The organism is Mycolicibacterium peregrinum (assembly GCF_001665625.1).
GTDB classification, from domain to species: Bacteria; Actinomycetota; Actinomycetes; order Mycobacteriales; family Mycobacteriaceae; genus Mycobacterium; species Mycobacterium peregrinum_B.
Genome location: NZ_LZSY01000028.1, coordinates 12135 through 25801 on the forward strand (window position 1 = coordinate 12135; position 13667 = coordinate 25801).

Annotated in this window: 14 protein-coding genes; 11 read left to right on the forward strand and 3 right to left on the reverse strand. The window is 65.9% G+C overall.

Annotated features, from left to right (window positions below):
- Nucleotides 1-30 precede the first annotated feature (30 nt).
- Together A5779_RS04410 and A5779_RS04415 are read right to left on the reverse strand one after the other, a co-directional pair.
- Complete coding sequence (locus A5779_RS04410) at nt 31-1419, reverse strand: aspartate aminotransferase family protein (RefSeq protein ID WP_064879349.1); 1389 nt, start codon at nt 1417-1419, stop codon at nt 31-33.
- Nucleotides 1416-1931 carry an Lrp/AsnC family transcriptional regulator gene (locus tag A5779_RS04415; protein WP_038566321.1) on the reverse strand — a complete coding sequence of 172 codons (516 nt, stop codon included), beginning with the start codon at nt 1929-1931 and terminating at the stop codon, nt 1416-1418. Before A5779_RS04415 ends, A5779_RS04410 begins: the two co-directional genes overlap by 4 nt.
- 123 nt (nt 1932-2054) lie before the next feature.
- On the opposite strand from A5779_RS04415, the gene A5779_RS04420 reads away from it, so the two are divergent.
- The 11 genes from A5779_RS04420 to A5779_RS04470 all read left to right on the forward strand — a co-directional run bounded on the left by A5779_RS04420 (nt 2055) and on the right by A5779_RS04470 (nt 12778).
- Nucleotides 2055-3542 (forward strand): gamma-aminobutyraldehyde dehydrogenase, encoded by a 1488-nt coding sequence (locus A5779_RS04420; RefSeq protein WP_064879351.1) that lies wholly within the window; start codon nt 2055-2057, stop codon nt 3540-3542.
- Nucleotides 3543-3570: 28 nt separating this feature from the next.
- Complete coding sequence (locus tag A5779_RS04425; RefSeq protein WP_236734647.1) at nt 3571-4719, forward strand: FAD-dependent oxidoreductase; 1149 nt, start codon at nt 3571-3573, stop codon at nt 4717-4719.
- Nucleotides 4720-4957: 238 nt separating this feature from the next.
- Nucleotides 4958-5551 carry a type II toxin-antitoxin system RelB family anti-toxin gene (locus tag A5779_RS04430; protein ID WP_003882365.1) on the forward strand — a complete coding sequence of 198 codons (594 nt, stop codon included), beginning with the start codon at nt 4958-4960 and terminating at the stop codon, nt 5549-5551.
- A gap of 73 nt (nt 5552-5624) precedes the next feature.
- Nucleotides 5625-6749, forward strand: coding sequence for an ABC transporter substrate-binding protein (locus A5779_RS04435; RefSeq protein ID WP_064879355.1), 1125 nt, complete (start codon nt 5625-5627; stop codon nt 6747-6749).
- 14 nt (nt 6750-6763) lie between these two features.
- Nucleotides 6764-7651: an ABC transporter permease gene (locus tag A5779_RS04440; protein ID WP_064879357.1), complete on the forward strand. Its 888-nt coding sequence runs from the start codon at nt 6764-6766 to the stop codon at nt 7649-7651.
- Nucleotides 7648-8448 (forward strand): ABC transporter permease, encoded by an 801-nt coding sequence (locus A5779_RS04445; protein WP_236734645.1) that lies wholly within the window; start codon nt 7648-7650, stop codon nt 8446-8448. The genes A5779_RS04440 and A5779_RS04445 overlap by 4 nt, the downstream gene beginning before the upstream one ends.
- On the forward strand, nt 8438-9526 hold the full coding sequence (locus A5779_RS04450; RefSeq protein WP_082941526.1) for an ABC transporter ATP-binding protein: 1089 nt from the start codon (nt 8438-8440) through the stop codon (nt 9524-9526). The genes A5779_RS04445 and A5779_RS04450 overlap by 11 nt, the downstream gene beginning before the upstream one ends.
- Nucleotides 9527-9579: 53 nt before the next feature.
- Nucleotides 9580-10998: an NAD(P)/FAD-dependent oxidoreductase gene (locus A5779_RS04455; protein WP_064879455.1), complete on the forward strand. Its 1419-nt coding sequence runs from the start codon at nt 9580-9582 to the stop codon at nt 10996-10998.
- Nucleotides 10999-11002: 4 nt separating this feature from the next.
- Nucleotides 11003-11353 carry a cupin domain-containing protein gene (locus tag A5779_RS04460; protein WP_064879362.1) on the forward strand — a complete coding sequence of 117 codons (351 nt, stop codon included), beginning with the start codon at nt 11003-11005 and terminating at the stop codon, nt 11351-11353.
- Between the two features lie 22 nt (nt 11354-11375).
- Complete coding sequence (locus A5779_RS04465) at nt 11376-12284, forward strand: sigma-70 family RNA polymerase sigma factor (RefSeq protein WP_064879364.1); 909 nt, start codon at nt 11376-11378, stop codon at nt 12282-12284.
- The gene (locus A5779_RS04470; RefSeq protein WP_064879459.1) at nt 12284-12778 is read left to right on the forward strand and encodes a PPOX class F420-dependent oxidoreductase; all 495 of its coding nucleotides are present in this window, start codon (nt 12284-12286) and stop codon (nt 12776-12778) included. Before A5779_RS04465 ends, A5779_RS04470 begins: the two co-directional genes overlap by 1 nt.
- Nucleotides 12779-12781: 3 nt before the next feature.
- Here A5779_RS04470 and A5779_RS04475 read toward each other — a convergent pair whose 3' ends face one another.
- Complete coding sequence (locus A5779_RS04475; protein WP_064879367.1) at nt 12782-13573, reverse strand: phosphatidylethanolamine N-methyltransferase family domain-containing protein; 792 nt, start codon at nt 13571-13573, stop codon at nt 12782-12784.
- Nucleotides 13574-13667: the final 94 nt, after the last annotated feature.

Below are 13667 nucleotides of genomic sequence, written 5' to 3' on the forward strand. Positions count from 1 at the left end.
GGAATGCCGTTTCGACGCAAAGGGGTGGGGCTACAACAGCTTTCCTGCCTCGGACAGCACGCCGTGCAGGATCTCGTAGATCGCGTCGAACTCGGCCTGCCCGCTGATCAGCGGCGGGGCCAGCTGGATCACTGGGTCGCCACGGTCGTCGGCACGGCAGTACAAGCCGGCCTCCCACAGTGCCGGCGTCAGGAACCCGCGCAGCAGACGCTCGGACTCTTCGTCGTTGAAGGTCTCCTTGGTGGCTTTGTCCTTGACGAGTTCGATCCCGTAGAAGAAGCCCTCGCCGCGGACGTCGCCGACGATCGGCAGGTCGTAGAGCTTCTCCAGGGTGGCCCGGAACGCCGGGGCGGCTTGCTTGACGTGGTCGTTGATGCCCTCGCGCTCGAAGATGTCGAGGTTGGCCATGGCGACTGCGGCTGAAACCGGGTGCCCGCCAAAGGTATAGCCGTGGCCGAAGACGGTCTTGCCGTCGTTGAACGGTTCGAAGAGGCGGTCACTGGCCACCATCGCCCCCAGCGGTGAATAGCCCGAGGTCAGGCCCTTGGCGCTGGTGATGATGTCGGGCACGTAGCCCAAGTCGTCGCAGGCGAACATCGACCCGATGCGACCGTAGGCGCAGATCACCTCGTCGGACACCAGCAGTACGTCGTACTGGTCGCAGATCTCGCGGACCCGCTCGAAGTAGCCGGGCGGGGGTGGAAAGCAACCCCCCGCGTTCTGCACCGGCTCGAGGAACACCGCGGCCACGGTCTCGGGTCCCTCGAATTCGATGGCCTCGGCGATGCGGTCCGCGCAGTAACGGCCGAAAGCCTTTTCGTCGTGGGCGTATTCGGCAGGTGCCCGGTAGAAGTTGGTGTTCGGAGCGCGGAAGCCGCCGGGGGTCAGCGGCTCGAACGGCGCCTTGAACGCCGGGATGCCGGTGATCGCCAGTGCGCCCTGTGGGGTGCCGTGGTAGGCGATCGCGCGGGAGACCACCTTGTGCTTACCGGGCTTTCCGGTCAGCTTGAAGTACTGCTTGGCCAGTTTCCAGGCGCTTTCGACGGCCTCGCCGCCACCGGTGGTGAAGAAGACCCGGTTCAGGTCGCCGGGGGCGTAGTTGGCGACGCGTTCGGCCAGTTCGATGGCCGGCGGCGTGGCGTAGGACCACAGCGGGAAGAAGGACAGTTTCTCGGCCTGCTTGGCGGCAGCCTCGGCAAGTTCCTTGCGGCCGTGGCCCACCTGGACGACGAAAAGGCCGGACAGGCCGTCGATGTAGCTCTTGCCCTTGTCGTCGAAGATCCGAACACCCTCGCCGCGGGTGATGATGGGCGGTGTGATGCCTTCGCCGTGCCGGGCGAAGTGTCCCCACAGGTGGCGGTTCGCCTTGGCGGCCAGATCTGTGGTGGAGGTGGTTGGTGCGTGTTCTGCGATAGTCATCGCGTTCCCCAATTGTATTGCTGTTTGACAAGTTTCAGGTAAACAAGGGTTTCGGTGGTTATCACTCCCGGCAGCGAGCGGATCTGGGTGTTGAGAAGTTCGAGCAGGCTGTCGTCGTCTTCGCAGACCACTTCGCAGATGGCGTCGAAGGATCCGGCGGTCAGTACCACGTAGTCGACGGCGTCGATGGCGGACAGTTTCTCGGCCAGCTTGAGGGTGTCGCCGGTGCACCGGATGCCGATCATCGCCTGGCGCGCGAACCCGAGTTGCAGCGGATCGGTGACCGCGACGATCTGCATGACACCCGCGTCGACCATGCGTTGCACGCGTTGGCGCACCGCGGCCTCGGACAGGCCCACGGCCTTACCGATCCCGGCATACGAACGGCGGCCGTCGGCCTGCAGCTTCTCGATGATCGCCTTCGACAGGTCGTCGAGTTGAAAGGCGGTGCGAGAATTGTTGTTCACCCGCAGCGGGACGGGCTGAAGGTCGTCACCCTCAGGGTTGCTCATGCCTCCGATTGTGCACGGAATCCGTCGTTTGTGGCAATCGAATCGATGAAATCCCTTGTTTGAACCGGGTCCAACGCGGGATTGCGTAGAGAAGAAATGTGGCATCGGTTACCGTGGGGCTCCATGAGCGTGGCAGTGAATGTGACAAGCAGCTGGATCAATGGGGCGCCCGTGGCGACCTCCGGGCCGACCCACCAGATCATCGACCCGGCCACCGGGCAGGCCGTTGCCGATTACGCCCTGGCCACCCCGGACGACGTCGACAACGCCGTCGCTGCCGCCCGCCAGGCGTTCCCCGGGTGGTCCAAGGCGACACCCGCCGAGCGGTCCGCGGTGCTGGCCAAGCTGGCCAAGCTCGCCGACGAACATGCTGATCAGCTGATTGCCGAGGAGGTCAGCCAGACCGGCAAGCCGGTGCGCCTGGCCACCGAGTTCGACGTGCCGGGCAGCATCGACAACATCGACTACTTCGCCGGTGCGGCCCGCCACCTGGAGGGCAAGGCCACGGCCGAGTACTCCGGTGACCACACCTCCAGCATTCGGCGCGAAGCCGTCGGCGTCGTCGCCACCATCACCCCGTGGAACTACCCGCTGCAGATGGCGGTGTGGAAGGTCATCCCGGCGCTGGCGGCCGGCTGCTCGGTCGTCATCAAGCCGGCCGAGATCACCCCGCTGACCACCCTCACTCTGGCGCGGCTGGCCACCGAGGCCGGGCTGCCCGACGGAGTGTTGAACGTGGTCACCGGTGGTGGCGCCGACGTGGGCAACGCCCTTGCCGGGCACCGCGACGTGGATGTCGTCACCTTCACCGGCTCGACCGCCGTCGGCCGCAAGGTGATGGCGGCCGCCGCCGTCCACGGCCACCGCACCCAGCTTGAGCTGGGTGGCAAGGCGCCGTTCGTGGTGTTCGACGACGCCGATCTGGACGCCGCGATCCAGGGGGCGGTGGCCGGTTCGCTGATCAACACGGGCCAGGACTGCACCGCTGCGACCAGGGCGATCGTGGCCCGGGACCTGTACGACGACTTCGTTGCCGGCGTCGCCGAGGTGATGAGCAAGATGGTCGTCGGTGACCCGCACGATCCCGACACCGACCTGGGCCCGCTCATCTCGTTCGCCCACCGCGACAAGGTCGCGCAGATGGTGGCGCGCGCACCCGAGCAGGGCGGCCGCGTCGTCACCGGCGGGGTTGCGCCCGATCTCCCGGGTGCGTTCTACCGGCCCACCCTGATCGCCGACGTCGCCGAGACCTCCGAGGTCTATCGCGACGAGATCTTCGGTCCGGTTCTCACCGTGCGGCCGTTCACCGATGACGACGACGCGATCCGGCAGGCCAATGACACCGTCTATGGTCTGGCAGCCTCGGCCTGGACCCGCGACGTGTACCGCGCCCAGCGCGCCTCGCGCGAGATCAACGCCGGATGCGTGTGGGTCAACGACCACATCCCGATCATCAGCGAGATGCCGCATGGTGGCGTCGGCGCGTCGGGCTTCGGCAAGGACATGAGCGATTACTCGTTCGAGGAGTACCTGACCATCAAACATGTGATGAGCGACATCACCGGGGTTGCCGAAAAAGAATGGCACCGAACGGTTTTCAACAAGCGCTGACGCATCTGGAGGGAATGCAGCCGTGGCCATGAAGTGCGTGGTGATCGGCGCCGGTGCCTGGGGCCTGCCCACTGCGGCCGAACTTGCCCGCCGCGGGCACCGGGTGACGCTGATCGATCGCTACGGCCCGCTCAACACGCTGTCGTCATCCGGAGGGTCGACCCGGTTGTGGCGGCTGGCCGATCCCGACCCGCTCCGGGTTCGGTTGGCGCAGCGTGGAGTTGACGCGATGCGGCGCCTGGCCGAACGCGCCGGCACCCCGGTGTTCCTCACTCGTGGCCTGCTGTGGCGTGACGACCAGTCACTGCCTGGCGTGCAGTCGACGCTGGACGCTCTCGGGGTGTCGTACACGAGCGTGGCTCCTGGCGATGTGGGCCGGTTCTTCCCCGGTCTGCGCGGCGACGGGCGCCATGCCCTGTGGCAGCCGGTGGCGGGTGTCGTCCTGGCCGGAGAATCGCTCAGGGCGCAGCTGAGACTCTTCCGGAGTGCTGCCGGCGCAACGGTTCTGGAGCGGGATGTGGCCGCAGTCGAGACGGTGGCCAACGGCGTGCGGGTGGTCCTGGACGACGGTGACGCCATCGACGCCGACGTCGTGGTGATCGCTGCGGGGCCGGGGTCGGGGCCGCTGTTGTCGCCGCTCGGCCTCGAGCTGTCGCTGCACCCATACCTGGAACAGGTGGTGTACTTCGGTGATCCGGCGGATCCTGCTGCCACCGACGACTTTCCGTGCCTGTTCGACGGGCCGGGTGAGGACCGCCCCGGCATCTATGCCATGCCCTCGCCGGGTGCGGGGTACAAGATCGGTTTGGACAAACCCTTGCGGGACTACCGTGCCGGCGACATCGATCGGACGCCCGATGCCGAGCGGACTGCCGTGCTGCGGGACCGGGTGTGCGCCGATATGTCCTCGGTGGATCCGACGGTTCTCGATGCCCAGGTGTGCAGTTGGACCGACTCTCCCGACGGCACCTTCGTCGTCGATCGGCTCGCCGGTGGGATCGTGGTCGCCTGCGGGGACTCGGGGGAGGGCTTCAAGTACTCCGCGCTGATGGGCGAGGTGCTGGCGGATCTGGCCGAGGGACGCGTGCCGGACGCCGATGTGGCCGCCTGGTCGTTGGCGCGCTTCTCGCAGGGCGTGCCCGCGCGCACCGGCCCGCATGTGCTCGGCAGGCACTAGAAGGCCTGCGGGCGTTCTACGGAATCAGTCGTTGGCGGCGTATTTGACCGGGCTGATCATCGGTATTTCTGCTGACAGCTGCTGATAACGCGCCAGTGTGTCCTATCCCACAAAGTGTGGGGAATGTGATCCAGGCCTTGCGCGCGCACTCGAAGCAGACATAGGGTTCGGCCTGAGCGAACAAAGTGTTCGCTGAAAACAATCCTCTTGCTCTTATGAGACGAACGGATGTTTCGATATGAGTGCGACTGTCGAGCCCGATCCCGCTGGGACGACGGCAGACACCGTGGTCGGTGCCCGGATCCGGCAGTTCCGCGCCGCGCGGAAGATGTCTCTTCGGCAGCTGGCCGACCGGGCCGGTATCTCCCCGGGCTTCCTCAGCCAGGTCGAGCGCGGCCAGGTCAACGCCAGTGTCGGAACGTTGCGCCGATTGGCGCAATCACTGGGCATCGTCCTGCCCGACCTTTTCACCGACGACGAGGTCAGCGACGTCCGCATTCTCCGGAAGGCGGCCCGTCCCACCATCGAGGTGTCGGAGCTGAGCTCGAAGTACCTGTTGTCGCAGAAGCCGCTTCGCAACCTCGAGGTGTACGCGGGGGAACTGTCGCCCGGCTCGAGTGCGGGCGAGGCGTATGTGCACGGTGACGCGCAGGAGATTCTCATCGTCATCGCCGGTACTCCGACGCTTGAGCTCGACGGCGAGCGCTACCTGCTCGAACCGGGCGACAGCGCGGAGTACCGGACATCCATGCCGCACACCGTTCACAACTTGAGTGACGCGCCGGTCGAACTCATCTGGATCGTCAGCCCCCCGACTGACTGGCCGACCTGACGGGCCGCCCGCCCGCTACGGATGTGACCGCATCCGCGAACACCTTTCCGCCCAGATCAAAGGAGATCCGCAAATGAACAAGTCACGTGTAGCGCGCAGTGTGCCCGCCTTGATCGCCGCAGGCGTCCTCCTGGCCACCGCGTGTACCCCGGCAGGTCCCGGCCAGGCCGCCGACGTCGACCTCGGGAGCGGACCGCCGCAGGCGGGCACCATCAAGGAGGGTGCGCTCAAGGGCACCACGATGACGTTCGTCTCCTACGGCGGCATCTTCCAGGACGGTCAGGCGAAGGCCGCGATCGAACCGTTCGCGGCGCAGTCCGGGGCAAAAGTGTTGCAGGACGGGCCCACCGAGAATTCGAAGATCAAAGCCCAGGTCGACTCCAAGAACGTGACCTGGGACGTGGTCGACAGCACGAACGTGTTCACCGCCAAGAACTGCGGCAAGCTCTTCATGCCGCTCGACACCAGCATCGTGGACATCAGCAAGCTGCCCGCGGGAACCAAGACCGACGACTGTTCCGTTCCGGCAATGGGTTACGGCCTGATCGTGGTCTACAACACCAAGAAGTACGGTGCGAACCCGCCGAAGACGTGGGCCGACTTCTACGACACCGCGAAGTTCCCCGGCAAGCGGACCATCGAGGGCGTGCCCGGTGAGCTCGACCCCGGAGTGCCCGAGGGGGCCCTCCTCGCCGACGGTGTCGCTCCCGACGCGGTTTACCCGATCGATCTCGACCGCGCACTCAAGAAGATGAACTCCATCCGCAATGACACAATCTTCTGGACCACCGGCGCACAGCCTCAACAGCTCATCGAATCCGGCCAGGTCGACATGGCGCTCGTGTGGAGCGGTCGCGCCTACTCGGCGGTCAAGAACGGCGCGCCATTCGCTCCGATGTGGGACCAGTGGATGCCCGAGGCCGACACGATCGCCGTGCCGATCGGGGCCCGGAATCCCAAGGCGTCCATGGCGTTCATCAACTTCTATCTCGGTGCGCAGCAGCAGGCCAAGCTCGCTGAACTGACGTCGTACAGCCCGATCAACGTCGATGCCAAGCCTCAACTCGATGACCTAGCCCGGTCGTATCTGACCACCACGCCGGAGCGGGAGAAGGACAAGTTCCCGCTCGACCTCGACTACTGGGCCGAACACCAGGAGGACATCGCCTCCAAGTACACGGCCTGGCTCGCGGGCTAGGAGGGTTTCGTCGTATGTCGATGGTCGATGTTCTGGCCGGTGGTGCGCCACCCAAGATCCAGACAACCGCCCCGCCTTCGGGTCGGAGATTGGGCGACGTCGGGTTGTTGCTGCCGTCGATCCTGCTCGTGGTCGGGGTGTTCGGACTGCCGCTGGCCATCATGTTCTGGCAGGCATTCAGCGATCCAGAACTCGGCTTCGGCAATTTCGCCTGGTACCTGGGCGATTCCGTGCAACGCAGCGTTCTGTTGCGCACGTTCACCACGGGCCTGGAGGTCACGGCGATCTGCCTGGTTCTCGGCTACCCGTACGCGTACGCCATGGTCGCGTTCGGACCGGCGGTGCGTATCGCGCTGACACTGATCGTGCTGGTGCCGTTCTGGACCAGCCTGATGGTGCGCACCTTCGCCTGGGTGATCCTGCTGGAGGACGGCGGACCGATCCAAACCCTGCTGTCCTTCGTCGGGCTGGGCGGTGTGCCGTTGCTGCGCACCAATCTGGGCGTGGTCATCGGGATGAGCCAGATCCTGCTGCCGTTCATGGTGCTGCCGCTGTACGCCGTGATGTCCGGTATCGACCGCAGGCTCGTGCTCGCATCGTCGAGTCTCGGTGCGCGGCCGGTGATCTCGTTCGCCAGGATCTGGGTTCCGTTGTCGATGCCCGGCGTGGGAGCGGGCTGCCTGATGGTGTTCATCAGCAGCCTCGGCTTCTACGTCACCCCGGCGTTGCTCGGCGCTCCGGATGACGCCCTGATCAGTCAGCAGATCTACGTGCAGGTCACGAGCCTGCTGGCCTGGGGCAGGGGAGGTGCGATGGGCGTGGTCCTGCTGCTCGTCACCTTCTTGGTCCTCGCGGCCCTGATGTACCTGCTGCGCCGAAACCGGAAGGAGCGCACGGCATGACACGGCACATGAAGACGTTCTGGAACGTCCTGCTCGGACTGTTCTGCGCGGGTGTCGGATTATGGCTGGTCGCACCGTCGTTGATCGTGGTGCCGCTGAGCTTCACCGACCGGCCCTCGTTCGCGTTCCCGCCGACCGGATGGTCGACGCGGTGGTATCACACGTTCTTCGAGGACCCGGCGTGGATCTCGGCCCTGAAGGCGAGCCTGGAAGTCGGCGTCCTGGTGGCCGTGTTCGCCACCTTGTTCGGCACTGCCGCGGCGGTGGCGCTCAGCCGCACTTCGCTGGCCGGCCGGCAGGGGATACGCGCATTCCTGTTGGCTCCCATGGTCGTTCCGGTGATCGTGGTCGCCGTCGGTCTGTACGCGTTGTTCCTGAGGTTGAACCTGCTCGGGACGGTGTTCGGCTTCGTCGTCGCACACAGCATGTTGGCGCTGCCCTTCGTCATCGTGCCGGTGATGGCCAGCCTGCAGGGGTTCGACCGGCGCCTGGAGGATGCCGCGGCGATCTGCGGTGCCGGCCGCTGGACCACCTTCCGTACCGTCACACTGCCGTCGGTGGCCCCAGGGGTGCTCTCGGGTGCGCTGTTCGCGTTCGCGACGAGCTTCGACGAAGTGGTGTTGTCGCTGTTCATCCAGAACCCGTATCTGCAGACGTTGCCGGTCAAGATGTATGCCTCGGTCACGCGTGACACCGATCCCACCATCGCTGCGGCCGCCACCCTCATCCTTGCCCTCACGACGTGTCTGACGGTCGTCGCGGGCATCTATTCGCGCAGGAGGAACCGTGTCCACTGACCAAACCCCGCACGGAGCGTCGATCACCATGCGGCGCCTGACGAAGACCTACGGGTCGGAGACCGTCGTCAACGCCATCGACCTCGACGCGCGGCCCGGTGAGTTCCTCACCCTTCTCGGTCCCAGCGGGTCGGGAAAGACCACCACGCTCAACATGATTGCCGGTTTCGCCGACGTCACGGAGGGCGAGCTGTTGATCGACGGCCGGCCGGTGGCCGATCTGCCGCCGTACCGCCGCAACATCGGCATGGTGTTCCAGCACTACGCGCTGTTCCCGCACATGACGGTGATCGACAACGTCGAATACCCGCTGCGGCAACGCAAGATGGCCAAGGCTCAGCGTCGCGAGAAGGTGGCCGCCGCGCTGCGGACGGTCGGCCTCGACGGCTACGGCAAGCGGATGCCCAAGGAACTGTCCGGTGGTCAGCAGCAGCGGGTCGCGTTCGCCCGCGCCATGGTCTACGAACCGCGGGTGCTGCTGATGGACGAACCGCTCGGTGCGCTGGACAAGAAACTGCGCGATTCGCTGCAACTGGAGATCAAGCGCATCCACGGCGAGCTCGGCACCACGTTCGTCTACGTCACGCACGATCAGGACGAGGCCCTGGTGCTGTCGGACCGCATCGCAGTGTTCAACAAGGCCCGAATCGAACAGATCGGTTCGCCCACAGATCTTTACGAGCGCCCGAAGAGCATCTTCGTGGCCCGGTTCCTCGGGGAGTCGTCGCTGTTCTACGGAAAGCTCGAAGACGGGCTCGCCGTGAACGCCTATGGGCGGCGGATCGTGGCCGGCCGGGGCGATGCTGCCAGTGGAGACGCGGTGGCCGTGGTGGTGCGTCCGGAGCGGATCCGCATCCTCACCGGCGACGGGGAGCCCGAGGCCGTCAATGCGGTGCCGGGCACCGTGATTCAGGAGATCTACCTGGGCAACTCCCGCAAGGTCGAGGTCAGTCTGCCCGACGGCACCGTCGCGCTCGTCCGGGAAAGCGCGGACAGCATCACGCCGACCCAAGCGGGGCAGAAGGTCTGGTTGACCTTCGATCCGGATGTCGCCACGATCCTGCCCGCCGACACATGACGTCGGCCGGCGTATCCATCACTGACAACAGCCACGAGTACAGGAGAACCAAGATGTCCCCCGACGGTCGCACGACCAGCGGTCTCGCCAATGACTTCGTGAACGGCAGTGTGTCGTTCTGGTATCGCGCGGCGGGTTTTCCGAAATCGAGACCGCCCTTGCCGGGGTCGCTCGAAGCCGACGTCTGCATCGTCGGGGCGGGGCTGACCGGCTTGTGGGCAGCGTATTACCTCAAGCGGGAGCAGCCTGACCTGCGAATCGTGATGCTGGAGAAGGAGTTCGCCGGATTCGGGGCGTCCGGCCGTAACGGTGGATGGCTGTCTGCGGAACTCGCCGGGTCCCGCGACGCCTATGCCTCCACGCACGGTCATGGCGGCGTCGTGGAACTCATGCGGGCCATGCGGGGTGCCGTCGACGAGGTCATCGGCGTCACGAAATCCGAGGGTATCGAGGCCGACATCGTCAAGGACGGTGTGCTGCACGTGGCACGCAACCAGGCCCAGATGGGCAGGCTGCGTGAGTCGCTCGACTACGAGCGGAGCTGGGGTGCGACCCAGGACGACTTCGTTGTGCTCACCGGTGACGAGTCCAACGCCCGCATCCGGGTAGAAGGCGCCATGGGTGCGTTGTTCACCCCGCACTGCGCACGGGTGCAGCCGGCCAAGCTGGTCGGCGGACTGGCCCGCGCGGTGGAGGGCATGGGCGTCGCGATCTACGAGCAGACCGAGGTGACCGACATCAAGGCTGGTCGTGCCATCACGGCGCGCGGCGATGTCCGCGCCCCCGTGATCCTGCGCTGTCTCGAAGGTTTCACCGCGACCATGCCGGGACAACGCCGCGCGTGGCTGCCGATGAATTCGTCGATGGTGGTGACCGAACCGCTTCCGGAATCCGTGCTGCAGGAGGTCGGCTGGAAGGGGGCCGAGCTCCTCGGCGACTACGCGCACGGCTACATGTACGCCCAGCGTACGGCGGACAATCGAATTGCCCTGGGCGGCCGTGGAATTCCTTACCGGTACGGATCGGCGCTCGACCATCGCGGCGCCACCCAGCAGTGGACCATCGACGCTCTCGGGGCGCTCGTTCGCGACATGTTCCCCGCGACCCGCGATGTTCCGATCGAGCACGCCTGGTGCGGTGTGCTCGGAGTGCCACGCGACTGGACCGCCACCGTGGACTTCGACCAGGCCAGCGGGCTCGGCACCGCGGGAGGGTATGTCGGCAGCGGTCTGACCACCACCAACCTGGCCGGGCACACACTTGCCGACCTCGTCCTCAAGCGTGACACCGCGCTCACCCGGTTGCCCTGGGTGGGGCGACGGGTCCGCAAGTGGGAACCGGAGCCATTCCGGTGGCTCGGGGTCCAGGCGATGTATGCGCTGTACCGCACCGCTGACCGTCGCGAGTCCACCCGCGGGCTGGCCGGTACCAGTGGGCTGGCACGGGTGGCCAACAAGATCACGGGGCGCTGACGCCATGGAGACGACTGTGAACCTGCTGCATGTTGACGCCACAACTGCCGAACTGCCCGAGCCGCAACCGAAACCGACGAGTGTCAGCGGTCAGCTGGAATCTGCGATCAGTGTCTGGGCCGATGCGGTGACCGACACCGGGGTGTGGGAATGCGGCCCGGGGGAGTTCACCGCGGACCGTTCGAGTGCGACAGAGGTCTGTCACATCATCTCGGGCGCAGGCAGCGTGGTCGGCGAGGACGGAACGAGCGCCGACATCGGGCCGGGCACGTTGCTGGTCCTGCCCCGAGGGTGGCGCGGGACGTGGTTCGTCACTGAGGCGATCCGCAAGACGTACGTCATGATCGGTGTCTGAGGGCGCGCCCTAAACTGGGGGCATGACCGCGAGCGCTCGGGTCGGCGAGTTCGAGGAGTTGCGGCCACACCTGCTTGCCGTGGCCTATCGCCTCACCGGAACCTTCGCCGATGCCGAGGACATCGTCCAGGACGCGTGGATCCGCTGGGAATCCAACCAGACCACGATCGCCGACCTGCGGGCCTGGCTGACCACTGTGGTGAGCCGGCTGGGTCTGGACCGGCTGCGCTCGGCTGCCCACCGCCGTGAGGCCTATTACGGGGAATGGCTGCCGGAGCCTGTCGTGACCGGGCTCGACGCCAACGACCCGCTCAACGCGGTGGTGGCCGGGGAAGACGCCCGGTTCGCCGCGATGGTGGTGTTGGAGCGGCTCACCCCGGATCAGCGTGTGGCGTTCGTGTTGCACGACGGGTTCGGCCTGCCCTTCAGCGAGATCGCCGGCGTGCTCGGTGTCAGCGATGCCTCGGCCCGCCAATTGGCTTCGCGGGCCCGCCGCGCGGTGTCCGACAATCCGCCTGCTTCGTCGCCCGACGACCTGCACAATCAGGTCGCAGGCGAGCTGATGGCCGCCCTGGCGTCGGGGGAGCTCGATGCTGTCGTCCGGCTGCTGCATCCCGACGTCACGTTCACCGGTGATTCGAACCGTCGTGCCCCGACCGCTGCCCGCGTCATCCACGGGCCGGACAAGGTGGCCCGGTTCATCCTCGGTCTGTCCAAGAAGTATGGCCCGAACTGGTTGGCAGGCAGTCAATTTGCGCTCGTCAACGGCCAGCTGGGGGTCTACACGGCAGGCGCTCCCGCCGGTGACGGCTACCCCGAGATGATGCCGCGGGTGACGATCTTCACCGTTCGCGACGGCTTGGTCTGTGCGGTCTGGGACATCGCCAACCCTGACAAGTTCACCGGATCGCCCCTGCGAGGTGCTCAATGATGCCGAACGAACCGGGCACCTTGGCCCACACGTTGAGCCGAATGATGTTCCGCGGCATGGACAAGATGCGCCATCGCGACGCCTTCGACATCGGCGCACCGACCGGATCGGACTTCACCGGGTTCGAGGACTACCGCCAGATCGTGTTGGTGACCTTCAAGCGATCAGGTGAGGCGATGCCCAGCCCGATCAACCACGGTGTGGCCGGCGGCAAGATCTATGTGCGCACCGATCCGTCGACCGGGAAGGTCAAGCGAATCCGCAACAACCCGAAAGTCCTTGTGGTCGCGAGCAATCTGCGCGGCAAGCCCAGTGGGCCCGTCGTTGCCGGCGTGGCGCGCATTTTGCCCGAGGCCGAACACGCCCACGCCGAGGCGGTCATTGCCGCCAACTGGAGCGCTCCGATGAAGGTGTTCGAACGCAGCCTCGACTACGGCAGTCAACTGGCCGGGGTACCCACGGCTTACATCGAGATCACGCCCGCGGAGGCGTGACGCTCACAGGACGTAGGGGATCAACGCCTTGCGATCGGTGGGGTACTCGGGGAACTTCTCCTGGTACCAGCCGTGGGTGCCCAGCGCCCGGGGAACCAGGTTGCCTGCAGTGATCAGCAGGATCGCGACGCCGGGCAGGGCCCAGGTCAGCAGCGCGAACCCGGACCAGGCGATGATCTCGCCCAGATATGCCGGGCTGGTGACGAATCGGAAGCCGCCGCCGAACGGGATCCGGTACTCGGCAACGCCGGGGTTGTTCTTCTCACGCAGGTTCCGCACGATCGACTCGGAGTTGACCAACAGCGCGAACCCGCACAGGTAGATCACCAACCCCACCAGGAATCGCGGGTCGGTCAACCACGCGGTGGTGTACTGCCCGAAGAAGTCATGGCTGAACAGGGTCCCGTTGAGGTAGCCGTGCATCGATGTGACCAGCATGCCCATCACGATCACCGAGACGTTGAAGGTGCCGCGCTTGCCTGGCATCTGGCGGATCGCCAGCGGGAAGAACCAGCCCCGGTTGGCGTAGTGCAGCATCCAGATTCCGGCCAGTACCAGGGACGTCGGCTCGAACCGGTTCGGCCCGGCCAGGTAGCTGATCAAGAACACCACGGTCGCGGGGATCTCCATCAGCCACCAGCCGAGCTTCGGGTTGAGGTTGAGGCCGAGTTTCGTCGTCGAGAAACGCCCATACGAGCTCTGTGCGAAGAAGCCGCCGATGATCACGAACACGGCGAATGCGAAGGCCGCGGTCAGCACGGTGTCGTAGAACGTGTTGCCGGTGTACCAATGCATGGGCGCTCCTCGCTGAGCAGGTGGTTTCAGCAGCGGGGGCCACTGTTTCTGTAACGTGTTCTACCACCTGGCCGCAGCTTGAAGCCAGCCCCCC

Bases quoted from the DNA above. Each gene is read 5' to 3' on its own strand.
- A5779_RS04435 (WP_064879355.1), top strand. From the start codon at position 5,625: ATGAACAAGTCACGTGTAGCGCGCAGTGTGCCCGCCTTGATCGCCGCA.
- A5779_RS04465 (WP_064879364.1), top strand. From the start codon at position 11,376: ATGACCGCGAGCGCTCGGGTCGGCGAGTTCGAGGAGTTGCGGCCACAC.
- A5779_RS04445 (WP_236734645.1), top strand. From the start codon at position 7,648: ATGACACGGCACATGAAGACGTTCTGGAACGTCCTGCTCGGACTGTTC.
- A5779_RS04440 (WP_064879357.1), top strand. From the start codon at position 6,764: ATGTCGATGGTCGATGTTCTGGCCGGTGGTGCGCCACCCAAGATCCAG.
- A5779_RS04410 (WP_064879349.1), bottom strand. From the start codon at position 1,419: ATGACTATCGCAGAACACGCACCAACCACCTCCACCACAGATCTGGCC.
- A5779_RS04475 (WP_064879367.1), bottom strand. From the start codon at position 13,573: ATGCATTGGTACACCGGCAACACGTTCTACGACACCGTGCTGACCGCG.
- A5779_RS04455 (WP_064879455.1), top strand. From the start codon at position 9,580: ATGTCCCCCGACGGTCGCACGACCAGCGGTCTCGCCAATGACTTCGTG.
- A5779_RS04470 (WP_064879459.1), top strand. From the start codon at position 12,284: ATGCCGAACGAACCGGGCACCTTGGCCCACACGTTGAGCCGAATGATG.
- A5779_RS04460 (WP_064879362.1), top strand. From the start codon at position 11,003: ATGGAGACGACTGTGAACCTGCTGCATGTTGACGCCACAACTGCCGAA.
- A5779_RS04420 (WP_064879351.1), top strand. From the start codon at position 2,055: ATGAGCGTGGCAGTGAATGTGACAAGCAGCTGGATCAATGGGGCGCCC.
- A5779_RS04425 (WP_236734647.1), top strand. From the start codon at position 3,571: ATGAAGTGCGTGGTGATCGGCGCCGGTGCCTGGGGCCTGCCCACTGCG.
- A5779_RS04430 (WP_003882365.1), top strand. From the start codon at position 4,958: ATGAGTGCGACTGTCGAGCCCGATCCCGCTGGGACGACGGCAGACACC.
- A5779_RS04415 (WP_038566321.1), bottom strand. From the start codon at position 1,931: ATGAGCAACCCTGAGGGTGACGACCTTCAGCCCGTCCCGCTGCGGGTG.